The 26,157-nt window shown below is 33.5% G+C and carries 33 protein-coding genes; 30 read left to right on the top strand and 3 right to left on the bottom strand.

The features are described 5' to 3' along the window. Window positions 1–21 precede the first annotated feature (21 nt). The 5 genes from BXU11_RS10085 to BXU11_RS10065 are packed head-to-tail and all read left to right on the top strand — an operon-like array spanning window position 22 to window position 5,864. Window positions 22–846 (top strand): KilA-N domain-containing protein, encoded by an 825-nt coding sequence (locus BXU11_RS10085; protein WP_078212440.1) that lies wholly within the window; start codon window positions 22–24, stop codon window positions 844–846. Next, on the top strand, window positions 847–2,796 hold the full coding sequence (locus BXU11_RS10080) for a site-specific DNA-methyltransferase (protein ID WP_139363486.1): 1,950 nt from the start codon (window positions 847–849) through the stop codon (window positions 2,794–2,796). A 2-nt stretch (window positions 2,797–2,798) separates the two neighbouring features. After that, window positions 2,799–3,254 carry a hypothetical protein gene (locus tag BXU11_RS10075; protein WP_078212439.1) on the top strand — a complete coding sequence of 152 codons (456 nt, stop codon included), beginning with the start codon at window positions 2,799–2,801 and terminating at the stop codon, window positions 3,252–3,254. Window positions 3,255–3,259: 5 nt separating this feature from the next. Next, window positions 3,260–3,442, top strand: coding sequence for a hypothetical protein (locus BXU11_RS10070; RefSeq protein WP_078212438.1), 183 nt, complete (start codon window positions 3,260–3,262; stop codon window positions 3,440–3,442). Further along, the gene (locus BXU11_RS10065) at window positions 3,432–5,864 is read left to right on the top strand and encodes a hypothetical protein (RefSeq protein WP_078212437.1); all 2,433 of its coding nucleotides are present in this window, start codon (window positions 3,432–3,434) and stop codon (window positions 5,862–5,864) included. Before BXU11_RS10070 ends, BXU11_RS10065 begins: the two co-directional genes overlap by 11 nt. Before the next feature lie 80 nt (window positions 5,865–5,944). Here BXU11_RS10065 and BXU11_RS10060 read toward each other — a convergent pair whose 3' ends face one another. Together BXU11_RS10060 and BXU11_RS10055 are read right to left on the bottom strand one after the other, a co-directional pair. Continuing rightward, window positions 5,945–6,610 carry an SLATT domain-containing protein gene (locus BXU11_RS10060; protein ID WP_078212436.1) on the bottom strand — a complete coding sequence of 222 codons (666 nt, stop codon included), beginning with the start codon at window positions 6,608–6,610 and terminating at the stop codon, window positions 5,945–5,947. A 62-nt stretch (window positions 6,611–6,672) separates the two neighbouring features. Continuing rightward, complete coding sequence (locus tag BXU11_RS10055) at window positions 6,673–7,020, bottom strand: helix-turn-helix domain-containing protein (RefSeq protein ID WP_189318523.1); 348 nt, start codon at window positions 7,018–7,020, stop codon at window positions 6,673–6,675. Window positions 7,021–7,245: 225 nt separating this feature from the next. Between BXU11_RS10055 and BXU11_RS10050 the strand changes: the two genes are divergently transcribed. The 6 genes from BXU11_RS10050 to BXU11_RS10020 all read left to right on the top strand — a co-directional run bounded on the left by BXU11_RS10050 (window position 7,246) and on the right by BXU11_RS10020 (window position 10,645). Beyond that, window positions 7,246–7,425 carry a hypothetical protein gene (locus tag BXU11_RS10050; RefSeq protein ID WP_078212435.1) on the top strand — a complete coding sequence of 60 codons (180 nt, stop codon included), beginning with the start codon at window positions 7,246–7,248 and terminating at the stop codon, window positions 7,423–7,425. Beyond that, a complete protein-coding gene (locus tag BXU11_RS10045) occupies window positions 7,422–7,679 on the top strand; it encodes a hypothetical protein (RefSeq protein WP_078212434.1) in 258 nt (85 codons plus the stop codon). Before BXU11_RS10050 ends, BXU11_RS10045 begins: the two co-directional genes overlap by 4 nt. Before the next feature lie 5 nt (window positions 7,680–7,684). Next, complete coding sequence (locus tag BXU11_RS10040; protein WP_078212433.1) at window positions 7,685–7,897, top strand: hypothetical protein; 213 nt, start codon at window positions 7,685–7,687, stop codon at window positions 7,895–7,897. 82 nt (window positions 7,898–7,979) lie between these two features. Continuing rightward, window positions 7,980–9,731: a hypothetical protein gene (locus BXU11_RS10035; protein ID WP_078212432.1), complete on the top strand. Its 1,752-nt coding sequence runs from the start codon at window positions 7,980–7,982 to the stop codon at window positions 9,729–9,731. Window positions 9,732–9,749: 18 nt separating this feature from the next. Further along, window positions 9,750–9,974 carry a hypothetical protein gene (locus BXU11_RS10030; protein WP_078212431.1) on the top strand — a complete coding sequence of 75 codons (225 nt, stop codon included), beginning with the start codon at window positions 9,750–9,752 and terminating at the stop codon, window positions 9,972–9,974. Window positions 9,975–10,336: 362 nt separating this feature from the next. Next, window positions 10,337–10,645 (top strand): hypothetical protein, encoded by a 309-nt coding sequence (locus tag BXU11_RS10020; protein WP_078212429.1) that lies wholly within the window; start codon window positions 10,337–10,339, stop codon window positions 10,643–10,645. Between the two features lie 382 nt (window positions 10,646–11,027). On the opposite strand, the gene BXU11_RS10010 is transcribed toward BXU11_RS10020, so the two are convergent. Further along, window positions 11,028–12,701, bottom strand: a complete 1,674-nt coding sequence (locus BXU11_RS10010) for a reverse transcriptase domain-containing protein (protein WP_189318522.1) — start codon at window positions 12,699–12,701, stop codon at window positions 11,028–11,030. A 290-nt stretch (window positions 12,702–12,991) separates the two neighbouring features. On the opposite strand from BXU11_RS10010, the gene BXU11_RS10005 reads away from it, so the two are divergent. From BXU11_RS10005 to BXU11_RS18550, 19 genes are all read left to right on the top strand, one after another. Beyond that, entirely contained in the window at window positions 12,992–13,969 is a 978-nt protein-coding gene (locus tag BXU11_RS10005) for a BT4734/BF3469 family protein (RefSeq protein WP_078212426.1), read from the top strand. Window positions 13,970–14,227: 258 nt separating this feature from the next. Further along, a complete protein-coding gene (locus BXU11_RS10000) occupies window positions 14,228–14,989 on the top strand; it encodes a hypothetical protein (protein ID WP_078212425.1) in 762 nt (253 codons plus the stop codon). Between the two features lie 10 nt (window positions 14,990–14,999). Continuing rightward, on the top strand, window positions 15,000–15,545 hold the full coding sequence (locus BXU11_RS09995; RefSeq protein WP_078212424.1) for a hypothetical protein: 546 nt from the start codon (window positions 15,000–15,002) through the stop codon (window positions 15,543–15,545). A gap of 24 nt (window positions 15,546–15,569) precedes the next feature. After that, entirely contained in the window at window positions 15,570–16,142 is a 573-nt protein-coding gene (locus BXU11_RS09990) for a hypothetical protein (protein ID WP_078212423.1), read from the top strand. 95 nt (window positions 16,143–16,237) lie between these two features. Continuing rightward, window positions 16,238–16,810 (top strand): hypothetical protein, encoded by a 573-nt coding sequence (locus tag BXU11_RS09985; RefSeq protein ID WP_078212422.1) that lies wholly within the window; start codon window positions 16,238–16,240, stop codon window positions 16,808–16,810. Between the two features lie 67 nt (window positions 16,811–16,877). After that, a complete protein-coding gene (locus tag BXU11_RS09980; RefSeq protein WP_078212421.1) occupies window positions 16,878–17,240 on the top strand; it encodes a hypothetical protein in 363 nt (120 codons plus the stop codon). A 10-nt stretch (window positions 17,241–17,250) separates the two neighbouring features. After that, window positions 17,251–17,568, top strand: coding sequence for a hypothetical protein (locus BXU11_RS09975; protein ID WP_078212420.1), 318 nt, complete (start codon window positions 17,251–17,253; stop codon window positions 17,566–17,568). Next, a complete protein-coding gene (locus BXU11_RS09970) occupies window positions 17,556–18,323 on the top strand; it encodes a hypothetical protein (RefSeq protein WP_078212419.1) in 768 nt (255 codons plus the stop codon). The genes BXU11_RS09975 and BXU11_RS09970 overlap by 13 nt, the downstream gene beginning before the upstream one ends. Then, window positions 18,311–18,514, top strand: a complete 204-nt coding sequence (locus tag BXU11_RS09965) for a hypothetical protein (protein WP_078212418.1) — start codon at window positions 18,311–18,313, stop codon at window positions 18,512–18,514. Before BXU11_RS09970 ends, BXU11_RS09965 begins: the two co-directional genes overlap by 13 nt. A gap of 13 nt (window positions 18,515–18,527) precedes the next feature. Next, window positions 18,528–18,923: a hypothetical protein gene (locus BXU11_RS09960; RefSeq protein ID WP_078212417.1), complete on the top strand. Its 396-nt coding sequence runs from the start codon at window positions 18,528–18,530 to the stop codon at window positions 18,921–18,923. Beyond that, window positions 18,923–19,345, top strand: a complete 423-nt coding sequence (locus tag BXU11_RS09955; RefSeq protein ID WP_078212416.1) for a hypothetical protein — start codon at window positions 18,923–18,925, stop codon at window positions 19,343–19,345. The genes BXU11_RS09960 and BXU11_RS09955 overlap by 1 nt, the downstream gene beginning before the upstream one ends. Window positions 19,346–19,360: 15 nt before the next feature. Continuing rightward, a complete protein-coding gene (locus BXU11_RS09950) occupies window positions 19,361–19,981 on the top strand; it encodes a peptidoglycan-binding protein (protein ID WP_078212415.1) in 621 nt (206 codons plus the stop codon). A 102-nt stretch (window positions 19,982–20,083) separates the two neighbouring features. Next, entirely contained in the window at window positions 20,084–20,713 is a 630-nt protein-coding gene (locus BXU11_RS09945; RefSeq protein WP_078212414.1) for a glycoside hydrolase family 108 protein, read from the top strand. Then, the gene (locus BXU11_RS09940; RefSeq protein ID WP_078212413.1) at window positions 20,710–21,048 is read left to right on the top strand and encodes a hypothetical protein; all 339 of its coding nucleotides are present in this window, start codon (window positions 20,710–20,712) and stop codon (window positions 21,046–21,048) included. Before BXU11_RS09945 ends, BXU11_RS09940 begins: the two co-directional genes overlap by 4 nt. A 2-nt stretch (window positions 21,049–21,050) precedes the next feature. Further along, entirely contained in the window at window positions 21,051–21,605 is a 555-nt protein-coding gene (locus tag BXU11_RS09935) for a hypothetical protein (RefSeq protein ID WP_078212412.1), read from the top strand. Window positions 21,606–21,624: 19 nt separating this feature from the next. After that, a complete protein-coding gene (locus BXU11_RS09930) occupies window positions 21,625–22,107 on the top strand; it encodes a hypothetical protein (RefSeq protein ID WP_078212411.1) in 483 nt (160 codons plus the stop codon). Between the two features lies 1 nt (window position 22,108). Then, complete coding sequence (locus BXU11_RS09925) at window positions 22,109–24,658, top strand: zincin-like metallopeptidase domain-containing protein (RefSeq protein ID WP_078212410.1); 2,550 nt, start codon at window positions 22,109–22,111, stop codon at window positions 24,656–24,658. 2 nt (window positions 24,659–24,660) lie between these two features. Continuing rightward, on the top strand, window positions 24,661–25,080 hold the full coding sequence (locus tag BXU11_RS18070; protein ID WP_078212409.1) for a hypothetical protein: 420 nt from the start codon (window positions 24,661–24,663) through the stop codon (window positions 25,078–25,080). 9 nt (window positions 25,081–25,089) lie between these two features. Further along, the gene (locus BXU11_RS18550) at window positions 25,090–26,154 is read left to right on the top strand and encodes a collagen-like protein (RefSeq protein ID WP_078212408.1); all 1,065 of its coding nucleotides are present in this window, start codon (window positions 25,090–25,092) and stop codon (window positions 26,152–26,154) included. Window positions 26,155–26,157 lie beyond the last annotated feature (3 nt).

Here is a 26,157-nt window from a genome sequence, read left to right as displayed (position 1 = left end):
AGGAATTTAATAAAAAAAGATATGGCGAAAAATAAAAAAATAAATGTGCAAGGGATTAGCGTTGTTGTTTATGAAGACAATAAGGAAGATTTTATTTCTTTAACAGATATTGCCCGTCATCGTGATGAAGAACGCAGTGATTATATTTTGCAAAACTGGATGAGAAACCGAAGTACGATTGAATTTATTGGTTTATGGGAAAAATTCAATAACCCAAATTTTAATTCCATCGAATTCGATGGAATTAAAAATATGGCTGGTTCAAACAGCTTTTCACTAACACCTAAGAGATGGATTGAAACAACAAACGCTATCGGAATCATTTCTAAAACTGGAAGGTATGGTGGCACTTTTGCCCACAAAGATATTGCTTTTGAATTTGCAACTTGGTTAAGTGCCGAATTCAAATTTTATCTCATTAAGGAATTCCAGCGATTAAAAGACGATGAAAGCAACACCAAAAAACTAGAATGGAACTTACAAAGAACCATTTCCAAAATCAATTACAAAATCCATACTGATGCAATCAAGGAAAGATTGATCCCATTGGCGATTGGATCGGCTCAAAAAAGTTTGGTATATGCTGACGAAGCAGATGTTCTTAATATTGCTTTATTCAGTAAAACGGCTAAACAATGGAGAGACGAAAATCCAAATCATAAAGGTAATATCCGAGACGAAGCCTCAATAGAACAACTAGTAGTATTGTCTAATTTGGAAAGCATTAATGCAATGCTTATTCAACAAGGACTAGGCCAGCCTGAAAGATTACAAACCTTAAATACGCTTGCCATTAGCCAAATGCAATCGTTAATAAACAACAATTCTTTAAATAAATTGAAGTAAATGGAAACTATCAACGACTATATGCCATTAAGTACCGATTGGAACAACGAACGATTACAGATTTTAAAGCAACAATTTCCTGATTGGTTTACCAGTGAGGGTAATCTCAATATTGATGAAGTAAAAAAAGCGGTTAATCCTGATAGTGTATCCGAAACGGAACGCTATGAATTTCGTTGGTTTGGTAAAAGTCAAGCCAAGCGCAATGCTTTTACTCCAAGTAATGCTACATTGGTTTATGACGAAAATCGAAGTGTAAATCCAACCGAAAGTGAAAACATTATCATTGAAGGAGAAAATCTGGAAGTGTTGAAATTATTAAGTGGGAGCTATCGTGAAAAAATAAAATGCATCTACATAGACCCACCATATAACACAGGGAATGATTTTGTGTACAATGATAATTTTACACAAGATAAAAAAGCCTATTGGGAAGAGGCAGAAGTTATAGAAAATGGGGTAAAAATTGATACCAATGCCGAAACTGATGGTCGCTACCATTCCAATTGGTTAAATATGATTTATTCTCGTTTACTAATATCGAGACAATTACTTCGTGAAGATGGGGTGATTTTTATTTCAATTGATGATAACGAAGTTCATAATTTAAGAAAACTTTGTGATGAAGTTTTTGGGGAGCTAAATTTTTTGGTAAATATAATTTGGGAAAAAAGATTTACAAAAAGTAACAATTCAAAACTTTTTGGTTCTATAACCGAACATCTTGTTTGTTACAGGAAAAGCGAAAGTTTAAGTTCTGTAAAAGAGCCAAGAAATGAGAAATCTGATTCAATTTATTCAAATCCAGATAATGATAAAAGAGGTGTTTGGACAAGCGTATCATACGTCAACCCTGCAACAAAAGACGAAAGACCTAATTTAGTATATAAAATTCAAAATCCACAAACAAAAAAAGAGGTTGAGCATGCTACCAACGCTTGGAAGTATGAATATTCAACCTACCTGCAACACGTAGAGGATGAAAAATTATATTGGGGTGTTAATGGTGAAAATTCATATCCAAGATTGAAGAAATTTCTTTTTGAGATGGATGGAGGGATGGTACCCTCAAATTTATGGAAACATAAAGAAACAGGAACGACAGATCAAGGGAGTAAAATATTAGAGAGTCTAATGGGTAGAAGTCTTTTTGATTTTCCTAAGCCACCTTCTTTAATCAAAAGATTTTTAAGTCTTTACTTTAATGGAAAAGAAGATAAAGACTTTATTGCACTTGACTTTTTTGGAGGTTCGGGTTCTACAGGTCAGGCTGTAATGGAACTAAATAAAGAAGATGGAGGTAATCGTAAATTCATTTTAGTACAGATTCCAGAGGTAATTGACGAAAAAAGTGAAGCATATAAATCAGGTTTCAAAAAAATAAGTGACATTACAATCGAAAGGAATAAAAGGGTAGTAACTAGAATTAAAAATGAGATAGTAGAAAATGTCAAGAAAAAAGAAGGAGAATTACAGCTTGAAAGTGTAGAAGAATCATTTGAAAATTATGGAAATCAGATTTCTGGTTTAGGTTTCAAAGTTTTTAAACTTCAAAAATCAAATTTTCCAAGGGTAGAGTTTGCACCTGACCCAGAATTATCTGAGCAAGAAAATTTAGAATTGCTAAAAAAGTATATAGCTGAAAAAGAAAGCCAGTTAGTCAATGCTTTCAATAAAGAAGAGTTGTTAACTGAGATTTTATTGAAAAATAATTTTACGCTTAATTATACTGTAACGGCACAAGTACAATTTAAGAAAAATGAAATTTCACTTGTAACAGATGGCGACAAGGAAACTTTGATTTGTCTTGACGTGAGTATAGAACCTGAAACTGTTGACTATTTTAAATCGAATACAGGACAAAAGTTTATTTGCTTGGAGCGTGCGCTTGATACCACCAAAAAATACAATTTGAAGCACTATTTGGGAGATAAATTTAATGCGTTTTAGGGATGACTAATGAAGTAACTATTTTTTTTGATAGTCCAAAAACATTTGAACTCAATAATATTAAACCTTTAAATGGTGTTGCTGGTTTGTATTTTATTTTTAGTCAGTCGATAGATATTCAATATCCGTTTGAAAAATCAAAATTGTTGTATATCGGAATGAGTGAAAAAAAAACAAATAGTATTTCCAGTAGATTATCAGGGCATTTTGATGGTAAATCTAAAAATATAGGGTTAACAAACTATAGAAAAATTGAGCCTCTTTTGTTTACTTATATAAATTTTGAAATGCTTGAAAATATATGGCATTTTAGGATTGAAGATTTAGAAAGTTATTTTTTATTGAACTTTGTTAAACATTTTGGAGTTTATCCAATTTGTAATAATAAAACAGGTTTCGAAATTCTGAACAATAAATTAGCAACAAATTTTAAAATTGATTGGGACTATTTTAAATAAAAACTATGGAAAGTAATGTAAAGTCAGGTAAAGAAATTTTAGACGATTTTTTTGAAAATATAGAAAGTATTAAGGATGTTAATAAAGATATAGCGAAAATGCTGGCTGATTTGTATAAACAAAATAAACTTACTGATACAAGTATAAAAAATGAACTTCCCAAACTGAATTTAAAAGATGGCAATTAAAATAAATAATCTTAAAATTACGGGAATTAGAGGAGCTAAAGGAACTTTAGAGTTACCCTTAAATGGAAAATCTATCTTGATTTATGGAGATAATGGAACTGGTAAAAGCAGTATTTCAGACGCTATTGAGTGGTTTTATACAAATAAAATTAAACATCTTGCAACACCTGAAATTGATACAAGCGATGCAATAAGAAATGCTACAATTACAGAGGAAGAAAATTCAGAAGTTTGTATAGCTTTTTCGGATTCTAGCTTCGATTCTAGAAAAACACTAGCATTAAAAAGCGGTAAATTACTTTCCAAAAATTCTAATGTTGGTGAGGCTTTTAAGAGTTACTTAAATGATTCTGAAAGTGAAAACTTAATATCACGTTATCAATATATAAGAAATTTTGTGGATAGTACAAAAGGAGAAAAACTTAAATATTTATCAGACATTATTGGTTTTGAAGAAGTTACTAAAACGAAAGGCGTTTTGTTAAAATCTTTTAATTCTGCAAATACTGCCTTGAAAAGTCAAAATTTCGAAACGTTAATTAATAATGAAAAACAAAAGCTTATTACAACCTTAGAAGCATCAATTTCTACTAAAAAAAATCTTTTTGATACAATTAATGAGAAAATAAAAAAATTAAATACAGGAATTGAAGTAAATTCATTAGAAGATATTAATAAGTTAATTATTCATTTAAGTAAAGGTGTAAATGCAAATCAACAATTTGAATTAAAGTTTTTAGAAGATTCAAATAGTGCATTGACAATTTTGCAAAAAGAAACTGGTTTTTTAGAAGAAGAATATTTAAAATATTACAGTGAATTTGAAATTATTGCAAATGATGTTGAGGCCATTAAACAAACTTTTTTTCAAGATTTACTTAATGCGGGAGCAAAAATTTTATCTAATAAGTATTTAAAGTTAAAAGAAGAAAATTGTCCCTTATGTTTGCAGTCAAAAAAATCAGAGGAGCTATTATCTGAAATTAAAATAAGATTAAATGAAATTGAAGAATCTTCTAAGAAAAAGGTAAAATTTGGCAACGCTCAGAAAAATATTAAGGAAATAAGTATTGAAAGAATTAGAAGGATTGATGTATTATTGAGCAATACTGAAATTCTTAAAGAAAGTAATGAAGGTATCAAATCGGGTTTAATTTCTATCAAGTCAAAGATTCAAAAATTAATTGATTCAACTGATGTTAAAGTAACCTCCGGAGAGAAATTGCCGATTTCAGAAACTATCAAATTAATTGAGAAGGATTTTGAATTTTTAAAAAATATAAATACCAGAATATTAGCTATTAAAGAATTGCAAAAAGGAGAGACTATAACTGTTCTATATTCAAAAATTACTACTGCGAGAGATGCTTTTTTAAATATTCAAAAATTTATATCTCAAAAAACAGTTTTAGAAAAACAAAAAAAATCTTTTGAATTGATTTACAATGAATTTGAGAAAAAACAAAAAGAAGGTCTCAATAACTTCATAAATACGTTCTCTGTTAAAATTAATGAATATTATCAATTTATGAATCCTGATGAACCTTTTCAAGACATAGAAATTATAACTAAAGGTGAAGAAGATGAATTAGATGGTCTTACTATAAAATATAAATATAATCAGAAGTGGGAGATAAATCCATTGAAACATTTTAGTGAATCTCATTTGAATTGTTTGGGATTATCTTTCTTTTTAGCGTCAGTTGATGCTTTTAATAAAGTAAATAAATTTTTGATTTTAGATGATGTGATTTCTAGTTTTGATTCTAATCACAGAAGAAGATTTGCTGATTTGCTTTTTGATAAATTTTCGAGCTATCAGATTATTTTACTTACGCATGAGAAAGAATGGTTTACAAATATAGTAAGTCCAAAAGCTAACAATAAAGGGTGGCTTACAAATCAAATTAAGTGGACTGCCGAAAAAGGTACTCATCTGAAAGAGCAACCTAAAGAATTGAAAGAATCAATATTGTATAGATTGTCTGAAGGTGATATTGAGAATATTGGTAATCCAATGAGGATATATTTAGAAAAGCTTTTAAAAGAAATTGCATTTAATTTAGAAGCTAAATTATCCTTTAAATATAATGATATTAATGAGCACCGAATGTCAAAAGAGTTAATAATGGCAATTAGGTCTGAAATAAAGAAATCGACTGAATTAAAATTGAAGAGTTCTTTATTTGATAGAATTGAAAGTTCTGCCTTATTTGGGAATACACTTTCTCATGATAATCCAATCAATGCAAGTTCAGGAGATATTAGTTCTTTTTGGGCAGATATTATTGAATTAGAAAAAACTTTTAATTGTGAAGAAAGTAAATGTACTAGACCCAAGGTAGCTCTTCTAAACTATAATAAAGTAACTAATAAAATTAGTTGTGGTTGCGGTGTTATAATGTATGAGTGGAAAAAATAACTAGAAATCAATTTTTATTCTGAAATGTATGATTCCCCTTTTTTCTTATAATCCCATAAAATTGAAAAACCTAAACGCCTTTATAATTTATACGTGATTATTTTCAATATAACTATTCCTGGCACAATCATTAGTAGTAGATAAATTAGTTTAGTTACTACAAAATAAGTCACAGGAACTGTTATATATTCGTGCCATTTTATTTTGTAATAATCAGGATAACTTAGTTTAAACATCTTATTATCAATCGGCTCGTGATTTTCGTATTTTCTCAAAATAATTTGATATTTTTCTTGAAGTTTAAAGCAAAATAGCATTTTTTCTTTTTCAGAAGCTTCTGTTTCATAAGATTTGTAATTCTGTAATTCATTGTATACATCAGCTAAATCAAGAGCACAATCGTGGAAACTTTTAGCTTTTACTAAATAATTTTGAGTGTTTTCAAAAACTGAAAATATCAAAAGGAATATAGATATTGCAGTTATAGCAAAGGCTAATAAATTCGGGCTATAAACTTTTTCATTGTATAAATTATAAACAGATAGGAAACCAAAAATTATTAGATAGGCAGAAAGAAAAGTGAGTCCTAAGTTGGAATACTTTGCTGTAGTTTTATTTCGAATATCGGCATTAAATCTTGTGCCCTTTGTTGACCATATTTTATGCTTTAACTCTTCAAGAAAATCTTTATCAAGATGTTCTTTTCCTTTTTGCTTTATGAAACTTTTTTTATTTCCGGCACTCATTATTTATACTTTAATCACTATTTACTTTCTCTTCCTCTCTCTTCCAAACCACTCGCATATCACTATGCGGGTTGACTTTTATCGTGGTCATTCGGTTTTAAGAGTGATTGTAAAAAGGCTTTGTCTTTTTTTAATTCAGCATTTTCTTTTCTTAAAGCTTCATTCTCAAATTGCAATTTTGTTAATAAGCTATTTTGGCTCATTTCGGCCAAAGTTTCATTGTAGCCTTCAAATAATTCAAACAAGTTTACTTTTAAAGCGTTTGCTATATTTTGCAATTTTGAGAGTGGAATATCTGATTTTCCGTTCTCGTAATCTACATAAGTTCGCTTCTTTATGCCTGAAAGCTCAACAATTTCATCTTGAGTTAGTTTTTTGCTCTCTCTTACTTCTTTGATAATCAGTTGCATGAAATTTGTTTTTGGAAATTTGTGGTATTTTTTTATAAAAATTGCAAAATATTGCAATTGTTGCATATATTTGCAATAGTTGAAATTGCTATTTGTACGCCTTTGTAGCGTAATTGTAGCCGCAAATGTAACAAATATATATTGCAGTTTATTGCTATATGGTATAAAATGTTGCAGATAATTGAATTATTATTCGTCACAAAGTATAAATAGTACACTGGCAATATGATACGAACTTCAAAAGAGAATAGACGATACCGATTGCATCAAAAATTAAGAAGAGCTGGGTTGCGCTATAGTGCAACGCTTCGAACTATTTATGTACCGTGGGATTTTGAAATTGAAAATGCTGACTTGAAAGAATTACAAGACGATTATAGTTACCAAATACAATTTGAAATATGATTAACAACCAAGAAAGAACCAGTATTATTAAAACTTTAGGAAAGCAGTACTCAGCTACAATTTCCTTGCATTTGAAAAAAAAGAAAATCAAAAACGCTATTGGCGAAGACTTTACAAGACAAAGCATCCGAACTTTTGTAAATGGTATGCGTGAAAACGAACAAGTTGAAATTGCGATTATGCAATTGGTCAACAAAACTGTAAAAGCTAAAAAAGCACTCCAACTCAAACGTCAACGATTATTTAAGGTTTAGTCGCCATGAACAATCCCAAAGTCTTATCCATATTCAACAACGCGAAAATCTTTCTTTCCCCCGAGGAATTGAAAGAACTCGCCTTGTGTATAGATAAAGAAGTGGGAAGACCTGCACCCCGAAAAATCAAAAAATCAAAACCATTAGCGAATTGGACTATAGAAAGTGTAACCGAAAATTTATTGGCTACCCAATTCAAGAGCAAACGTAGATCCTAAAAATACCTCCAGCAAATGCTGAAAATTCTTTGTTGTAATCGGGTACTATTTGCCCGATTCAGCAAGGATAAATACTGACACTATGAAAAATAACTCTTTAGATAGCAATGTTTTTTCATTGGCTTCCCATCTTTTTGGCTTTGGAACCACGGCACAAAAAAATAACACTCTTGACCGCATTTCAACAACCATTGCAAAGTCTTTGCAACTAGAAAACAGAATCATGGCGGTTTATCCTGTAATATCCATGGAAGCTTTTGCCATAACTATGGATAATTATCGAAAGTATATTGCAGGCTATAATTTTCAAACCCAAGCCGAGAATGAGTTGATAGATAAACACAATGCCAATGTTAGACTATTTCTGCATAAAAATGAATTAACTGAGGTTCAAAAAACATTTTCCATCCTTTTTGTAAAGAAAAATCAATCGCTCAAACCAAGAGCTTTTAATCAAAAAGTGGATGAATTTTGCAAAGAATACGGAATGATTATTTGCAAAAAGAAAATCCAAACGGTTAAATATGCAACTGAACTCGTTTTTCAAAATCTATTGCATTTGTACAATTCACAATTAATGAAGCGCAATGAACAGTATATGAAATTGGGAGTGACAGCCATTCGACCCATAGAAGAATTTAAAATCAACTCGTTTTTAGTAACCGAGTTGAAGCGCAACGGAGTGAATAGTTTATCCCTTTGCACTAAAACGGTTCGGAATCACAGACAACGTTTGGAAGAGTGTGGAGTATTTGTCGATTATGTATTCAAAGGACAAAATAGACCCGTAGAATTGCATATCAATCCTGAAATTTTGACCGTTTTAGACCTCAAAACCTCAAAATTGACAACCGTTGAAAATCAACGCTTTATCTCTGGAAGCGAGAAAGTTTTACCTGATAACAATGAGAGTACTAGAACATCTTTAAATGAATCTCAAAAGAAAGAGAATGTGAAAAACATTTCTCTTTTTAAAAAGGAGTTCCCTTCGGTCACGCCTTCTCATTTGTTTTTTACTAGAACACCAGCCAGCAAGATGCAAAATCCAACCGAGGTGGCGGGCGCGGAAACTGTTAAAAATGAAGCTACTTTGTCGGATAAGCTTCAAAATTTAATCTTGCACCCGCAGGAATTGGCGGTAAACTTGGCTAACAAGGAATACAACAATTACAAACCGATAGATATTCGCTATTTGTTCAAAGAAGCGTATTCTGGAACCATGCTCAAAGAAGATTTTAGGCAATTAGTGATCCAAGATTTTTTCAAGAGTATTTCTAAAATATACAAAAATACAACGCCATTTGCGGGTTCTTGGAAAAAAGCCATTTCGTTATACATGGAATACAAATGGATTGCTTTTACTGGAGAAGCCTTCAACAAAGCTTCGATTGTGGATGATATTCAGCAAATGCGTTGGCGTGCGGAATGGGCTAGAAAATGGTTTATTAAAAATGAATTCCCGCCTTTATTTCCTTTTGATTATTTCGATATGACCCGTAAAACTTCCAAAGAAGTGGGTTTTGAATACACCAAAGTAAAATGGAACGAACATTTGCAAGGAAAAGCAAAGTATGAAGCCATAAAAAAGAAACAGGAATGTAATGCCCAAAGACGAAAAGAAGCCATCAATCATGCCAAAAAATGTGAAAATGAAGTCAACCGCTTTCTCAAAAATAAAATCACATTGCCCCAATTGTTTGATTATGTAGAAAAGAATTTGCCTGCGTCATACTTGGAAAAGTTACCCCAAATGATTGAAAAAAAATGTTTGAAAAGCAATGAAAGAGTAGTGGATACCTATGATTTTGGACAATACGATTTGAGTGATTTTTAACCTAATTTTATTATAACTATGCCAGTATTTGCACCCGAAGCTTCCAAAATTAAAATGGTAATCCTTACCAAAAGCAAGCAAGAGAATGCGGTTTGGTGGTCGCCAATCAATCAAAACAAAAGGAATTCACAGCGCATTATAGAAAGTATGCTAAGACGTTTTGAGAAACACGCCCTTGCAAAAATTACTAATGTTATCCAGTTCTATGAAAATGGAAACCTAATTGCTGAAAAAAAGTTATGACTAGCATCCTATTGAAAAAGTGCACCAAAGACGAACTAGAGGTGCTACGAGAGCAAATTAACGCTTTTATCCAGCAACGAGATGAAAGGCCAATTAGTAGAAGCAAAGGCAACGTTGATTTTTATGTCAGTTGTATTTTGATGGATATTTTAAAACGATTGTCCATAAAAATTCGCAACAAGATCGAGTTGAGTTGCAAGTATCAAGTGACAATAAGAATACCAATTTTTGAAGCATCTGCACTTTTATTGGTGTGCAATTGGGAGCTACGTTTTTTGAATGCGTACCAAAAAAACGTCCTTATGAAAACCCGAAATAGTATCGATCAACAACTAACCAATTTGAATTAAATCCCAAGGAATATGCTAAAAACATTGTACTACATCCGAAACAAAAAAGAGTTGCAAGAGCTTTATTTGAGCCAAATGCCCGAGTTGTATATCCGAAGTGAAATCAATTCTATACTAAACGAAACCCGAAAAGATATTTCCCCTGGTATGCGATTGAATGCAAAAAATATTAGAACTGATGAAGCAATCATTTTCATTGAGCGCAATGGTACTCCCGATGGGTATTTATTATCCGAAGAGTTGAAAATTAAGCTCAATGATTATAGAGAAGAAGTACAAAAAAAGAAACTATTTTTAAAGAAAATCAACCATGTCTCGTAAATACGCTATCCCGTCAAACAACCCAACAAACGCTTTAATCAATCGAAATTTCATTATTCGAATTCTCGAAAACCCCAAAGAGAATCCAATAAAAAACACCCAATTAACTTCTGCGAACAAGCTTTCTAACTTCATAAATGATGAACAACTTAAATTAAAGCTTTTTAATAAGGTTTTAGATGGTGGAAAGGATAAATATACCTTTTTGATAAGAAGTAGGCTTAGAATTGATTTTTGCTCAAAATAACTTTTCAATAGTTTGCGAGGCGTAAATTTCTAATGATTATTTGTCAAGTTTTTTGTTCAAAAAACTTGACAAATAAGATGTCTCAAAAGTATATTTAGAAGTTTTGTGCTATAGTTTAGGTAATTTTATTTTGTCTCAAGACACAATAGTATTATCAAAATCGTTCAAATAGTTGTAATAACTGAAAGGCGAACCATAAAAAATTTCATCCTCATCATCAGGGAAGTTGGAATTTGTACTTGGTTTATCTAATTTTTCCAATTCTTTATTTAATCTCCAAATTTGTTTTTCTCTAAAGGAATCTAATTCTTTTAGTTGTTTTGATATGTTTTTGGTTTTATTAGCCTTGATTTTTTCAAAACCATTAGTCCAACAAAGACCTTGTTTAGTTTCTTTATAATTATGTAGTTTAATTCTACCAATTGACATAGAATGCAATCTTTGTTGAAGGCTAAAAACAATTTGCTTTTTAGACTTTCTTGAAGTTTCGTTTAATCTGTTTTCTCTGTGACCTATTGCATCTAAAATATTTTGAACCTCTTTGACTTGCTTTCTTTTTTCTTTTTCAATAGACTGTTTTCTAATTCGTATATCCTGATTATATTTTATCTGATAGCCTACAAAGGACAGCCAAGGAACAGCATTTGTCTTTTCTTTTGGATTGTCCCACAAATAAGGCTCTTTAGATTTACTCTTCCAAAATTTTTTGCAATTTTCCTTTTCCAGATAGTTTAAACATTCTGTAGGTTTGTGAAATGAGAGGTAATTTTCACGTAATTCGGATTTATAAATTTCTAATGCTTTTTTGCATACATCTTTGTCGGTATGCATTAAAATCATATCATCACAAAATCTAACATAAAAAATACCTTTATCAACATCCAAAACTTTAGAATCTACATTATGTAAAAGTAAATTAGATATAAAACAAGAAATTGCATTTCCTTGAGGTACTCCAATTCTTTTATCAAGATAATCTACGCCATACTCCTCTGTTAAATTTTTTTCTATCCATTTAAAATAGCCATTTTCTTTTAAGTTATTTTCTCCCCACCAATTTTTTTCTTTATTTTTAGGAAATACATCTTTGTTAAAAGCAAACGATTTTAAAAAAGTTTTGAATATTTTTTTTGCTTTTTCATCAATAACCTTGCCTTGTTGTTTTGAAATTAATTCAATATGCTCTTCAAAAACTGTATTTATGTGGGTTTGATTAACAGCATCAAAAAATTTTTGAATATCACATTCTGCAACCCAAATAGGATTGTTTTGATTTCTAAAATTAATTATCTCTTCGATAGATTTATGATGAGTATATTTTTTTTCCCCTTTAGTAGAACGAAAAGCGAAGGAGCAATCAAAAAAGTAAGAATCAAAAAAGTCGGTTAAATATTTTGCTGTTTGGGAACTAATGATTCTATCTTTTAATTCATATATTGCAATAGGCCTATATTCGGTCTCCTTAACCCCAGTCTTTTTTAGTATCCCAAAAATTTTAGGTGATTGCATTTCATAATTTTCCGAATCATTAAAAGATTTGATTATGTCTTTTGTGAATTTTAACAAATTCAGATACCATACTTCAGATTCTGTGGGTGCTATATTTTTCTTTTTGTAGAATTTATAAGTTTTATATAATCTAGCAGAAGTTCTCTTTATACTGTCATTGTGAATTTTTCTTTCCTTTTCATTCAGTTTTACCCAATTACGTCTTGATGGAAATATACTTTGAAGGATCTCAAATTCAGGATTATTCTTTTTTATCTGTATTTTATTAGTTCTTTTGTGTAAACTAACTTCTCTCATCATGTGAAGCTTATGGCGTCTATGAGAGTGATTAGCTCTATAGCTGCAGAGTAATTTAATAATTATTTCTTCTGTAAAATATTTGGATAATTCGCTCATATAAAAATAAAAGTGTCGTCGAAATTTGTTTTATGCAAAGATATTGACATACGTCAGTGACTATAAACAAACAGCAACCTAGAGTCACTTGTAAATAATGCTGCTTCAACTGAATGATTTATCAAATGATTAATCACACCTACACGACACTTTAAAGCAAAAGTATGTTATTTTTGTCAAAAAGATAAAATTTAATGGCACCATATAAATTATCTATATTCAACAACGCTTTCCAATCAATTGGGAGTGAAACTACTTTGTTAAAAGAGTTTGATGACATAAAAAATGGAACGTACAAAACTGAAATAATAAATTGTCGTTATTCTTTAATTAATAAAAATAATAAAGATTTATATAAGAAATATAAATCTCAATTAAAAGCAGTCACATTTTGCGGGATGTTTGAAAATGGGCGAAAGCTATCTAATCTGACACATTACAATAAATTGATAGTAATTGATATTGACAACATTAATATCGAACAAATCAACGATGTCAAAGCAAAATTATTAAAAGATGAATACATTATGGCTTTATGGGATTCGCCTTCTTCTTTAGGAATCAAGGGATTGGTGAAAGTTGAATCTACTATAGAAAATCATAAAGATTTCTTTTTTTCATTGAGCATTTATTTTTTGCAACAATATAATATTGAATTAGATAAAAGTGGTAGTGATATTACAAGACTGTGTTATGTCTCTTTCGATGAAAATATTTATATAAATTATGATTCTAAAATATTTACGGAATTAATCAATATAGAGGTAGATAATATGAGTGTTATTCCTGTAAAAAAGGATGACAGAGTAAAAGAAAAACAAAATATATCCTTGAGTAAAAGTGCTTTTGCTACAGAAGGGATGAATAATTCAAATGATAGGAAGCAAATAAAGAAAATTATAAAATTTTTATCAAGTAGAAATTTTTCTATTACTGATACTTATGATAAATGGATTAAAGTTGCGGTGATAATTTCAAATAGTTTTAGTTATGATATTGGCGAGGATTATTTTTTGAGTATTTGTAGAATAGATTCAGTCAAACATAATGAGTTTAAAAGTAAAGAATTATTAAAATATTGTTACAATAACAGAAATTTGAATCATTCTAATAGAGCAACGTTTGCCACTCTTATTTTTTTAGCTTCTGAAAAAGGGTTTATAAAAAATTAAAGATTCAATTTTTTGCTTTTCATATTCAAACTTTTCAGCGCAGTTATTTCTTTCAACCTATAGATTATTCGAGTTTATCACGTCAATAAATGCCGTTTTGTTATTCGCTTCATTCCCCACAATTTCAAAGTTGAGGGGATTTTTTTTGCACCAGTTTCACACAATCCCTTTGCAAACCCTTCGCAACTTTACACTATCCTTTGCAAAGTGGTTCCATCCTCTCCAACCGTCCAATTCCTAAAAAAAAGCTTTTGATATTTGAAATCAAGAAACAAACGAAAGCCTGATACTCAAAGCAAGAACGAAACGGAAATGGATATTGATAGCTTGTTACAACGAAAACTATTAGGCGGTCAAGAGTACGAGCCGTTGTTTCCTAAAGTTGCTTGTGATAAAACAAAGTTAGGCAACGGCAATACTTTTGATACCGTTCGGCTGATTAAGGAAATGGTAGTTAAGTACAACGACCAAACCAAACAAGTTGCAACGCTTTTGCAAAAGGAGACTTTAAAAGAAGCCTGCGACAAAATCTATTGGTTTTTGTACCATCACATTCAGTACAAGGCTGATGGCATGGAGCAAAATTTGAGAAGTCCAGCCTGTGCGTTCAAGCAACGAGCTGAGGGAGTAGATTGTAAAACCTATTCAATTTTTGCCAGTTGTTTACTAGTGAATTTAGGGATTAGACATTACATAAGACAAATAAAACAACCGAGTTTTCGCCCTGATTTATTTACCCACGTATATGTAATTGTGCCTTTGAATCAAGAAACAGGCAATATTAGTGAAGGCTATTTTATCATTGACGGAACGACTAATAATAACCGAGAACCCATACATACTATGGCACACGACACCGAAGTTAATTTACCGCATTTTGGATTAAATGCCCCCAAAGGCAATCGCAAAACCGTTGCAAAGAAACCGCATTTCTTTGCAAAGCCTTCTTCAAATGTAGTGTTGGTATCGGCTATAGTGGCGGTAATTGGAGGAGCGTTTGTATTTGGAAAATCAAATTAAACTATGTAGTATGATAATTATAAATGATGGCGGGGTAGGATTAGGAAAATCCAAATTCCTAAGAAAAATTAGGCTTCGAGACGTGAGCTTAAAAAACACAATCAAAGTAGCCAAGTTTGCTGCACCCATTGCAGCGAGTTTTATTCCTGTAGGTGGCGGAGTAGCTTCCAAATTAATGGATTCTAAAACGGGGAAATTAGTTCGAAGAGTTGCCAAATCCAAGGCAGTAACCAAGGCGGTTCAACTTTCAAAAACACCAGTAGGAAAGCAAGTGATGGATACGATTAAAAACCGTCCAAGACCGCAATTGACTACGGTTAGCGAAATCACACCCGCATCTTTTGCTACTTCTGAACAAGGAAATGAGCAAAGTCAAAGTGCCGATACTAGCACTTTTCAAAGTGAGGTAAGCGAAAGCAGTACAACTGAGAAAGAACCTGTAGGCGAATTAATGCCTGTGAAACCCATTGACCCAAAACCGAAAGACAATACGATGTTGTATGTCGTAGGAGCATTGGTACTGGGAGGAGGAATTTATATGGCCACAAAAAAGTAAAACGTAATTAAATCAAAAAGTAACATGAATAAAGAAGTAGCAATCATTGGCGGTGGAGTTGTTGGAGGAGCAGTATCTAATGGCGTTAGCACTTTATTACCTCAATCTGAAAGTCCGATTATCAATATCGTTTTGGCAGGAGCTTCGGCTTTTGGAGCCACAAAAGTGAGAGGAACAACTACCAAGGATAATCTGTTAAAAGGAGCTTTGATGGGTTCGGCTCTAGTGCAGGCTTTGACAAGTATCAAGAAAATTGCCGATAAAAGTTTGAGTAGCAGACTTACAGGCGACAGTAAAGCCACGCGATTCATCAAAGGAGCGGTGGGTTTGGCTTGTCCTTGTGATGAAGGTTTGCAAGGCACTTTCATGGGTGGTGACGGACAAATTTACCAGTACGATGAAAACGGCTTGAACGGAACATTCATTGACGAAGCAGGAAATGTTTTCGAAATGAATAATGGTCTCAATGGTGCATTGGAAGACGAATTGTATGACCACGGACTTCAAGGACCAGAATCCAGTATTTACGGAATGGAAGACGAAAGTGGTCTGAACGGTTCCGATGAAGAAGATTTGTATTCGGAATTATACCAATAGCAAAATCAAACTAACTCACTTATGACACCCCTTTCCTTTGGAGAGGGGTCGGGGGAGAGGAAAAAACAATCAATCATCAATCAAAAAACAATCAAATGACTAGAAGAGTAGAATTAGCGTCAGCGGTAGCGACAATTAAGGCTAAAAGAAATGGTGGAATTCCAAGAGTAGGACAATTAAAATTGACCGACAAAACCCTTTACTTGAATGTAAAGATTAAAGGCAATGCAGGTATTGTCAATCTTGTAGATGTCAACACCAGACGAGAAGTAGGGATTACCAATATTGATGGAAACAAATTGAATGCAGGTCGTGACTACATTTTGGATAGCATGCGTGTATTGGTGGGAGCCACAGGTTCAGACGATTTGAAGAATGAAAGTTGGGTAAGTCCATGGAGCATTACAGGACAAAACAGTTTGCCTAAAGCCTTTTTAGGGGCAGAATTCAGAATTAACCAAGATAGAAATCAATTGGTAGATATGCCAATCACCGATTTATGTCAAGATGGATTTGTGTCTTCTTTCAGAAGTTTATCTACATCGCCATTAATTCGTTCGAATATGGAGTTTGAAATGGAAATCGAATACCCAAAAGGTGTTTCGGTTCCAGTAGACCAAGAGTACAACATTCGCATTGAGGTACGAGCGCATCAAGCACAAGTTTAATCCGTAAAGGTTCAATTTATAAAGCCGTATCCGTAATGTTTACGGCTTTTTTTCAACACTATTCGCTATGGCAGTAAGAGAAAAAGTAATCAATTTATTGATTCCAACCGAAGAAAATGAAGCAATGCTTACCACGGCTTTAGACGTAGGTTTTGTATTGGGAGCTGAATTGCACACCAACCACAATGACCCTGATAATTTTGCCGAATTTGGTATTTATGATGATAGTGGAGTGGCGTTTTCAAAACCTACTCACGTGAATCATTGGAAACGAAGAGAAGGCGCAGGATTTGAGGACAGTTACAAACCCTTGCTTTTTGACACCGAATCCAAAACCTTCACTTTTAAAGTAAAGACAGCAAAATCAGTAGCTAAGGACACTTATTTTCATTTGATTTTGATGTACAAAATAAATCCATCTAGCTGTTAAGACCACCCAAATGACACAAGATATTCTAATCATTACAACAGGAGTAGTTTTTTTAAAACTCAAAAAAGACCAGGACATCACCATTGATGATGTAACGACTTTGCAAGTAATCAATAATGGATTTGTACCTGTATTTATCAATGATTTGGAATTGGCCAGTAAGGAGCGATTAACGATTGTAGTTTCGGATGGTTCGACTTCAAAAGTAGAATTGTCCGTTCGATTTGCAACAACAGATACCAACGTTTCAAAGGAGTTTTCAAAATTCAGTTGGAACAAAAAAGAACTAGACATTGTCTATAAAAAAATAATACGATGCAGGAATTAGACCATCTCATAGAAAAATTAAACACCGACCAGTATTCGGCAGTTTCGGTTTTCGATTTAGATACCAATTCGTTTGTGTTTCGCAATAAAACCCATGCTGAAATCACGGCAGATGAAGGAACGGCAGAACAGTTTTTTGAAACCCTTTTTGCCAATGGTCACAAGCGATTAAGTCTGAGTTTGAAGCGCAAAAACGGAAGTACTTTCAAAATTGATGGTCAAAGTTTTGAAGTCAATTTTTCAAAAGATAATTCCGAGCCAATGCCAGCACCACAAGCACCAAATGTGCCACAACAGCCAACCGATTTTTTTCAGAACTCGTATGGTTTAGGAACGCTAGACATGATTAATTTATTTGTAGCCAAAGGCGATGCACAACGATTGTTGACCGAAAATGAAGTCTTGAAAGCCGAAAACAAGGAGTTTAAAAAGCAAAATGAAGAGCTGAAAGAAGAACGCTTGGCTTCCAAATACGACATCAATAAAAGCAAAGGAAATCAAGAAATGTTGTTAGGGGCAATTCAACAATTGCCTGCCCTGATGAGTTTTGTCAAAGGTACACCGCCTGTAGGTTTGGGAAATGCGGTGGAAAGTTATACTTCGCCAGCTAAAAAACATTTTGCAACGGCTTTGCAAAGCATTGATGATTCGGTGGTGAACGTACTCGATAGTATCAACAATGGATTGAATTCTAATGTTGAGTTCTCAAATGAATTAGCGGAATTATTAAAAAAACATCACTTATGGGAAGCGTAAAACAAAGCATTCAAATCGAAGTGGTTGCCAAAACACCCTTTGAAATAAAGCCAAAGACATCGGCAATAAAAGAACTAGCCAAACTCGATACCGAAGTATTGACCAAATTGGTGGAACTATCCAAAAGTAAAGAAGCTATCAAACAATTGAAAACCAATTTTGAGATGATAAAAGGTTTTTTAACGACTTAAATTTCAGTAGATAATGGAAAGGAAAATGATGTTAAGTCCAATGGGAATGACCGTTTTGAAAGTGGCACTCTTGGGCGGAATATTCGCCATTGCCTACTATAAAATTTTCAAAGGATTCCAACAAATCAAGGAGGACAAAAGATACAAACCAAGCAATATTAATGTGACCCAAGCCAAAGCTAGAGCTGAGGCTATTTATACCGCTTTGTTGGGTTTTGGAGCTAATTACAAAACTGTTGAAAATAACTTAACAGGATTAAATCACAACGGTTTTATAATGGTGTACAATGAATTTGGAGAGCGTAGAAGTGCCACGTTGGTCAAGATGAATTTAGTGGAATGGTTACAAGACCAGTTCAATGAAACCGACATCGCCAAATTGCGATTTTTAATAAAAGGATTTTTCTAATGACAAATAAAACGAAAGTACTACTTGGTGTATCGGTTTTGGTTTTTGGAGCAGGAATTTTTTTTCTCACTAAAAAGAACAAAAACGGACAATCTGTTTTAGGAGGTGGAACCAAATATATTGATGAAGGCGATGTGAATATGATTCCAGTATTTTCTGCCAGTCAAAAAGCAACTGCTTTGTACAATGCCATGAATATTTACACCGGCACAGACGAGCAAACCATTATTGAGGAATTGACAGGTGTTTCACAAGCCCAATTCGGATTAATCAGTAAAGCCTTTGGACTTAGAAATTACAATCGCTATTTGGGGTACAATACCATTGGCGGAACCCAATTGCCTTTGAAAACGTGGTTAAGAGAAGAACTGAATGATGCCGATTATCATTTGTTGCGAAAAAAATTTCCAATGTATTTATAAAGAAAGAGTATGAAGATGAGTAAAGAAAATAAGGTACTACTTGGAACAGCAGTAGTTGGGGCGGGAATTTTAGGTTTTTTGTATTGGAAGAAAAAGAAAAAAGAAGCCGAAGAGGATTCGATGGTTTATACTCCTGAACCCGTAGCACCAGCAACCCCAAAAGTAACCATTCAACAACCCACAGTTGGAGCCGTTTTAGACAAAAACAAATTATTGTTTAAAGGAAGTAAAGGCCTTGAAGTACGCGAATTGCAACGCTTGTTGGGAGTCAAAATAGATGGTGATTTTGGGAATATTACCAAAGCAGCACTATTAGCTAAAAAAGGAGTTACCAAGATAAGTCTTAACGGCTATGCTAAAAAAAAAGTAGCCAGTAAAGCAAAACCAACGGCTTATGTTTTGCCCAAAAAAGGACAAAAAGTAATGGCAATTCAGAATGATGTGAGTGTTTTTAATGCCCAAAAAACAGCCGAAGGAACCTATTTCAATACAGGAACGAAACCCTTTATTGGTGGAAGCTTTGATTATGGAGAGCATATAGGTGTGTTTGTCGCTTCCAAAGTTGGAGGGCAGTATTTAATAGAGCGCAATGGGGTGTATTATTTTGTGAATGGCAATGCAGTAAAACCGTATTAAGATGAAATCAGAAACCAAAATAGCCATAGGAGCAGTAGCCATTATTGGATTGTTGTTGCTTATGGGGAATAAGAATAGTGAACCCCAAAAAGTGATGTTGTAATGGCTAATTTCAATTTATTTCTACCAGAATTATTAAAAGCGGAAGGAGGGTATCAAAACAAACTTTCTGACCGCAAAGGCAACACCAATTCCTTAGGGCAAATGGTGGGAACCAAATACGGAATATCAGCACCCGTTTACGAAGCATTTATCAAACGCCCGCCAACGGTAGCCGACATGAAAAATTTACCATTGTCAACAGCGGTTTTGATTGCCAAAAAATACTATTGGGATGCTTGTAATGCCGATGAAATCGAAAATCAATCGGTGGCGAATCTCATTGTAGATCACTATTTCAACTCAGGAAAACGAATGTTTGTCAAGCAAGTGTTGAAAGACCGATTTGGAGCCAAAATAAAAGTAGACAGCAAGATTTCAAGAGATACCATAGCACTCATAAATGCATCGAATCCAGAATTTCTGCATTTCGAATTAAAAAAATCAAGAGAGAAGTATTACCGAAGCTTGGGCGGAGTGAATTTAAAAGGGTGGCTTAATCGATTGTCTCGTTTTGTATTCGAAAAAAAAAAGCCCAAACCGAATAATAACGCAACTACTATTGTCAAGCCTAGTTATAGCCACGCTTGGGATTGGCTCGTATTTACTAACAAAAAAGCATTCCAAAGATGAAAAGTACCATTATAAATAGTTTAAAGGATTTTCAGGATTATTTTCTATTCCTCATCGTAGTATTGGCAGGTGTTTTTACCAAAATTTATAATGCCATATCAAAAGGAAAGAAGCCTACGCTCAGTTGGTTTTTAGCCGAAGGAATTGTGAGTTTTTTTGTGGCTTTCTCGGTGTATGCCGTTTGTGACCAATACTTGAATCTGAATAAAATTCTCATTTATGTCATTTGTGCTTGGGGCGGTTCCTTGTCAACTTTAATCCATAGTGAAGTCGAAGACTTAATCAGTAGCTTTTTTGATGTGCTTAAAAGCGTCATAAAATCAAAATTTAGATAACCATGAATCCAAATTATCAATCTGAAAACCCCTTAAAAACCTTTTTGCAAACGTTATTGGTTTTAGCATTGGTTTTCATGCTTACCCTTTTGATGAATGGGTGCGCTTCAAAACCTTTAGAAAAAACACATACCATTGAACGAGTGGTAACATACAAAGCGGATAGCTTGAAAGTAACTGTAGTTAACCAAGCCGTCTTAGATAGTTTGTTTATTCAGGTTTCCAAAGTAAAAACACTAAAACCCGAGTGTGATAGCATCACTCAAATCACCCTTGACCAACTCTTAGTACAGCTCAATAGTAAAAAGAAATCAGGGGATAATGCAATGGGGATTTATTACGATACGATCAAAAAGATGATTGTGGGCTGGCAGAAAATGGCTAAAACCCAAAATGAAAAGTCAGCAAGTAACAAAACAACAAACGCTATAGCTATTGAAAAAGAAAGCGTTGAAGTACCTGTAAAATATATTCCCTTTTGGGTTAAGATTTTGGCGGTTTTAGGAGGAATAAGCCTTGGTGTTGTAGTATGGCGAGTAGCTAAAATTTGGGTGTAATAGATTTAATAAGCACAAAATGAGTGTACGAAAAATTATCATCGGTGTGGGAATAGTGGCAGTAGTTGGATATTATTTGTTGGGTAACAAAATCAAAAGAATTGTGGAACAGTTCCAAAACGTGAAAGTCTATCCAGTTGCCTTCAAAAAGTTTGATGTCAAATGGAATGATGGTGTTCCATTTGTAACATTTCTTTTGGACTTGAAAATGGTCAATCCAACAGGGGTAACTTTTGATGCTAATATCGTAGCGGTGACTCTAAAACGCATTTTGTTCTATGATAAACGAAACATGCTTTTTGGAAGCTCAGAAGTCAATATTAATGCGATTAATATTCCTGCGAATTCCAGTATAGTACTCAAAGAAATTCCAGTCAAACTAGATTTACAAACCGCCATTACAACCGCAATCACCATTTTACGAAATGATGGTTTCAAAATAAACGAAATAAGAACAGAAGCCGTAGTAAGCATTTTAGGAATCGATTATACACTTTCATAATATGACTTTAGCAGAAGAATTCAACAGTTTAAACGGAAAAGTGATTACTAGAGAAACACTCGAGAGTCTATTAGTCAAAGCCGAAAAAGAGCAAAGTTCCACTATCTCCAATCGAATTAGAAAAGTATTGCAGGCTTATACAGCCGATACTTTTTTAATTGAATTGCAACATACCGAATCCGCTTATGGATTGAACGGTGTCGATGTTCAAGGGCATACTGGCTTGTTGAATGGTTTGGATTTTATTCCAGAATCCGAAGATTTAGGACTTGGAAAACCCGTTTCGCCCGATGAAATCTATGATATGGTGACTAAGCGCATGATTGATTTAATTAAAGATGCCAACAAAGGGGATTACAAAAGAGCTTGGAAGGAAGAAGGCTATTTGGTTCCTTATAATTTCATTTCCAAAAAAGCTTATCGAGGGGTAAATGTGGTGATGTTAACTCCTCTTTTTGGGATGTTGGACAATCCTTATTTTTTGACATTCAAGCAAATTCAAGAAAAAGGAGGGAAAATAAAAAAAGGGAGTCACGGGTTTCGTGTGATTTATTATTCGACCTATGACAAACAATATACCGATGATGAGATTGAAAAATTGAATACGGTAATTGAAGAAAATAAACTAGAAAAAGGCGCTTCACGCACCATTTATTTCTTGAAATACTACAATGTCTTCAACGGACAAGATATAGAAGGAATCGATTTTGATTTAGAAAATTTTCCGTTGTTAGGCAAAGTAGTCAATAATGAAATAGAAACTGGAAACAATCAGAAAATTGAGGTTGCCGAAGCTATAGTGAGAAACTATCCCAAGCCACAACCTGAAATTCGATTTACAGGAAGCAGAGCTTTTTATGTTCCAGCAAAGGATTTGTTAAGTATGCCTGAATTGTCAAAATTCAAAACTTCAGAGGATTTTTATAGAACCTATTTCCACGAGTTAAGTCACAGTACAGGACACTTTAGTCGATTGAAAAGAGATTTAGCCAATGAATTTGGGTCGGCTGAATATGCTTTTGAAGAGTTGATTGCAGAGTTTGGAGCCGTTTTTTTATCGGCACAAGCAGGGATTATGTTTTACACCAATAAAAACCATGCGGGCTATTTGAAAGGATGGAACGATGTGTTGTTACCAAATTTAGAAAACGACAATCGTTTCTTGATGAAAGCTAGTAGCCAAGCTCAAAAAGCAGCAGACTTTATTTTGCAACCCGATGCTAATGGTGATTTCTTGTTTGTAAAAGAACTTTTGAATAAAAATGGAGAAGTAAAAAAAACAGTAACCAAGCACGCTTCAAAAGCGCCAACCCCTAAAAAAGCATCAGTAATACCAGCAAAAAAGTCAACCCAATCCAAAGTTAAAAAGACAGTTAAAAAGCCAACATCAAAAATCGATACGAATGCAATTGCTTCTTTAAGAGATATTGGAAACGGTTTTTTGATGATGCATAAAATTGAGCTAAAAGTCACAGAGTATAAAGAAAGTAACGAAGTGATTTTTGAGCCGAGAAGTTTTGGTAAAATCAAGCTGGATGGTTTGCTCATTAACTACAACACCAAAACCAAAATTTTTGAAGTTGCAGAATTGCAAGCAGGTAAAAAGGAAGACCAAATTTGGGTGTATTTAGAAACCAAGCAATTTGTTATGGCTTTGAAAGAACTCATTAAAGGTAATAATAGAAAGCCTAAGAAAATTATTGATATGTCGGTGAAGCCCAAAACCACTAAGAAAGTGGCTAAACCAAAACCAATAGTTGATAAAATTGAAACGGTAGAGGAACCAAAAATTGAAGGCGGGCAATATGCGCTTTTTGGAGCAGTTAAAGGAAACAAATCAAACCGAAACACTTTGGCTTATAAAATGGCAAACAAATCTAAAAACGTTAATTATTTCAGGATTGACAATACAGAAATGGCGCAATTTTTAGGTCAAATTGAACGCAAGAAAAAAGAAAGTGTGGTGATTTCCTTAACAGGTGGACAAGGCTCGATGAAGACCAGAATGGCTTTTCAGTTTATGAATGCAATGGCGCAAAATTATAAAGTGGGTCATGCCAGTATCGAAGAGCATCCTGAGAGTAATTTATATTTTGACAAAGCTGAGCAATATTTAAACAGCAAAGCCTTGAATCATATTGAAGCTCCCGAAGTAAAATCGGTGCAGGAATTAGAACAGCTCATTGCGAAAAATGATGTGATTGTCATTGATAGTTTTACCAAAATGCAGGAAATGAACAAAGGATTTGAGGTAGATAAAGACTTGCGAAAAAAATACGATGGTAAATTGTTTCTAGTGATTTTTCAACAAACTACCGATGGAAAAATGCGTGGCGGTAGCAAAAGTCAATTCGATGCAGATATTGTTTTGTTTACTGAAAAGAAAACGGATTATCGAGAGAATTATGTCTATGCCGACAAAAACCGCTATCAAGACAAACCATTGGACGGCTTGAAGTTCAATATTTTCAATAAGCGATTAATAAGGGATTCCTCCGAAACTCAAACCGCTCCAACAAATAAAAGACGATTATCATTTAGTGTGAATTAAGTATGGCAACGATAAAACAGCTCGAAGCACAATTGTTATTTGAAACTAAACAATCAAATGCATTTAGATTAAAAAGGAACAATGCCAAATCTATAAAGCAACAAAAAGCTTGGCAAACATTAATTGATTTAGCTGACCAAAGTAAAAATGAACTTAGAACTAAAATTGAAATTATGAAAGCAGGATTAAAAAAACCAAGTGTTAGAGGTTTAAAAACCGTGTGTACAAGAGTAGTAAAAGCCACAGGCTTGAAAGTAGATGGTACGCTAAAAAAAGGCTACAAATACATCAAAGGCGGTAAAGTAGTCAAAGTGGCACAGCCAAAAAAGCCAGTAAAAAAACGTGTGGTAAAAAGAGTTGCTAAAGCCAAAACACCAAAAAGGAGAGTAGTTCGAAAAAGAAAAGTTAGAAGAGCGGCTTAATTTGTGAATATGAGCAAAATTGTAAAATTTGTAAAAGATAAAAACGGAAATGTCTTGTTGTTTCGCATACAAGACAATTTATTAATTACCTCTTTTAGTCCGGCACAAAACGTTGTTGGTGTTCCCTCTACTCCCAATATGTTTAAAATCCAATCAGAGGCTTCCTATGGAAATAATCCTTTTGTTATGGATTATTTACAAGTGGATACAGAATTGTGTGTACCTATGATTTTGGCTCAAAATTTCAATGCTTTTCTGATTGAATTAGCTGAAAAATTCTTTTTTACTGAGAACTGTTGTGATGGAGGAACTGGAGAACAGGGCATTCAAGGAGAACAAGGAATCCAAGGGGAACAAGGTGTTCAGGGAATCCAAGGAGAAAAGGGAGAACAAGGCATTCAGGGCGAGCAGGGCATTCAAGGCGTTCAAGGAGAACGAGGATTTCAGGGCATTCAAGGAGAACAGGGTATTCAAGGCGTAAAAGGAGACAAAGGGGAACAAGGACTTCAAGGCGTAAAAGGAGATAAAGGTGACAAAGGCGATCAGGGTATTCAAGGCATCCAAGGAGAGAAGGGGGAACAAGGAGTACCAGGAACAGGAACTTCGGGACCAATTCCGAACCGATTTGAACCTAATTCTGGGTATAGTCCAAACTATGATGGGTATTCATTAATGGATTATATAACTGCAAATGGCGATAGACAAACGTTTGTCAGTCTATTCAATGAGCAAGGAATTCCTTCGGGAACGTTGGGAATGATTGATACGGATGGTGTTTATAAAGCGTTGATGAGTTTAGCTACAGTGGAACGTGTAGTTGAATTTGCTTTTAAATATTCGGATTTGGTCAATGGCCTCAATACCGTTGCTTTACCTGATACGGCTTTTGGAGAAGTAATAGATGTGTTAAGTATTCGAGATGCATCAGGAAATAACATTCCTTTTCGATTTATTAATGTTGAATACTGGCGAAATGCGAACATCATTGTAACGGAGGCTTATTCCAATGTGAAGATCAATTTTTTGGTTAGTCATTTTAAATATTCACCAGTGAATTTTCAACCTGTTTGGTAATAG

It is taken from the genome of Flavobacterium sp. LM5 (genome assembly GCF_002017945.1).
GTDB classification, from domain to species: domain Bacteria; phylum Bacteroidota; class Bacteroidia; order Flavobacteriales; family Flavobacteriaceae; genus Flavobacterium; species Flavobacterium succinicans.
The sequence above is the reverse complement of the archived record's forward strand: the minus strand, read 5'-3'. Positions and strand labels throughout refer to the sequence as shown.

Excerpts from the sequence above, each read along its gene's own strand:
- BXU11_RS10085 (WP_078212440.1), top strand. The coding sequence starts at position 22 with ATGGCGAAAAATAAAAAAATAAATGTGCAAGGGATTAGCGTTGTTGTT.
- BXU11_RS10080 (WP_139363486.1), top strand. The coding sequence starts at position 847 with ATGGAAACTATCAACGACTATATGCCATTAAGTACCGATTGGAACAAC.
- BXU11_RS10075 (WP_078212439.1), top strand. The coding sequence starts at position 2,799 with ATGACTAATGAAGTAACTATTTTTTTTGATAGTCCAAAAACATTTGAA.
- BXU11_RS10070 (WP_078212438.1), top strand. The coding sequence starts at position 3,260 with ATGGAAAGTAATGTAAAGTCAGGTAAAGAAATTTTAGACGATTTTTTT.
- BXU11_RS10065 (WP_078212437.1), top strand. The coding sequence starts at position 3,432 with ATGGCAATTAAAATAAATAATCTTAAAATTACGGGAATTAGAGGAGCT.
- BXU11_RS10060 (WP_078212436.1), bottom strand. The coding sequence starts at position 6,610 with ATGAGTGCCGGAAATAAAAAAAGTTTCATAAAGCAAAAAGGAAAAGAA.
- BXU11_RS10055 (WP_189318523.1), bottom strand. The coding sequence starts at position 7,020 with ATGCAACTGATTATCAAAGAAGTAAGAGAGAGCAAAAAACTAACTCAA.
- BXU11_RS10050 (WP_078212435.1), top strand. The coding sequence starts at position 7,246 with ATGATACGAACTTCAAAAGAGAATAGACGATACCGATTGCATCAAAAA.
- BXU11_RS10045 (WP_078212434.1), top strand. The coding sequence starts at position 7,422 with ATGATTAACAACCAAGAAAGAACCAGTATTATTAAAACTTTAGGAAAG.
- BXU11_RS10040 (WP_078212433.1), top strand. The coding sequence starts at position 7,685 with ATGAACAATCCCAAAGTCTTATCCATATTCAACAACGCGAAAATCTTT.
- BXU11_RS10035 (WP_078212432.1), top strand. The coding sequence starts at position 7,980 with ATGAAAAATAACTCTTTAGATAGCAATGTTTTTTCATTGGCTTCCCAT.
- BXU11_RS10030 (WP_078212431.1), top strand. The coding sequence starts at position 9,750 with ATGCCAGTATTTGCACCCGAAGCTTCCAAAATTAAAATGGTAATCCTT.
- BXU11_RS10020 (WP_078212429.1), top strand. The coding sequence starts at position 10,337 with ATGCTAAAAACATTGTACTACATCCGAAACAAAAAAGAGTTGCAAGAG.
- BXU11_RS10010 (WP_189318522.1), bottom strand. The coding sequence starts at position 12,701 with ATGATGAGAGAAGTTAGTTTACACAAAAGAACTAATAAAATACAGATA.
- BXU11_RS10005 (WP_078212426.1), top strand. The coding sequence starts at position 12,992 with ATGGCACCATATAAATTATCTATATTCAACAACGCTTTCCAATCAATT.
- BXU11_RS09995 (WP_078212424.1), top strand. The coding sequence starts at position 15,000 with ATGATAATTATAAATGATGGCGGGGTAGGATTAGGAAAATCCAAATTC.
- BXU11_RS09990 (WP_078212423.1), top strand. The coding sequence starts at position 15,570 with ATGAATAAAGAAGTAGCAATCATTGGCGGTGGAGTTGTTGGAGGAGCA.
- BXU11_RS09985 (WP_078212422.1), top strand. The coding sequence starts at position 16,238 with ATGACTAGAAGAGTAGAATTAGCGTCAGCGGTAGCGACAATTAAGGCT.
- BXU11_RS09980 (WP_078212421.1), top strand. The coding sequence starts at position 16,878 with ATGGCAGTAAGAGAAAAAGTAATCAATTTATTGATTCCAACCGAAGAA.
- BXU11_RS09975 (WP_078212420.1), top strand. The coding sequence starts at position 17,251 with ATGACACAAGATATTCTAATCATTACAACAGGAGTAGTTTTTTTAAAA.
- BXU11_RS09970 (WP_078212419.1), top strand. The coding sequence starts at position 17,556 with ATGCAGGAATTAGACCATCTCATAGAAAAATTAAACACCGACCAGTAT.
- BXU11_RS09965 (WP_078212418.1), top strand. The coding sequence starts at position 18,311 with ATGGGAAGCGTAAAACAAAGCATTCAAATCGAAGTGGTTGCCAAAACA.
- BXU11_RS09960 (WP_078212417.1), top strand. The coding sequence starts at position 18,528 with ATGGAAAGGAAAATGATGTTAAGTCCAATGGGAATGACCGTTTTGAAA.
- BXU11_RS09955 (WP_078212416.1), top strand. The coding sequence starts at position 18,923 with ATGACAAATAAAACGAAAGTACTACTTGGTGTATCGGTTTTGGTTTTT.
- BXU11_RS09950 (WP_078212415.1), top strand. The coding sequence starts at position 19,361 with ATGAGTAAAGAAAATAAGGTACTACTTGGAACAGCAGTAGTTGGGGCG.
- BXU11_RS09945 (WP_078212414.1), top strand. The coding sequence starts at position 20,084 with ATGGCTAATTTCAATTTATTTCTACCAGAATTATTAAAAGCGGAAGGA.
- BXU11_RS09940 (WP_078212413.1), top strand. The coding sequence starts at position 20,710 with ATGAAAAGTACCATTATAAATAGTTTAAAGGATTTTCAGGATTATTTT.
- BXU11_RS09935 (WP_078212412.1), top strand. The coding sequence starts at position 21,051 with ATGAATCCAAATTATCAATCTGAAAACCCCTTAAAAACCTTTTTGCAA.
- BXU11_RS09930 (WP_078212411.1), top strand. The coding sequence starts at position 21,625 with ATGAGTGTACGAAAAATTATCATCGGTGTGGGAATAGTGGCAGTAGTT.
- BXU11_RS09925 (WP_078212410.1), top strand. The coding sequence starts at position 22,109 with ATGACTTTAGCAGAAGAATTCAACAGTTTAAACGGAAAAGTGATTACT.
- BXU11_RS18070 (WP_078212409.1), top strand. The coding sequence starts at position 24,661 with ATGGCAACGATAAAACAGCTCGAAGCACAATTGTTATTTGAAACTAAA.
- BXU11_RS18550 (WP_078212408.1), top strand. The coding sequence starts at position 25,090 with ATGAGCAAAATTGTAAAATTTGTAAAAGATAAAAACGGAAATGTCTTG.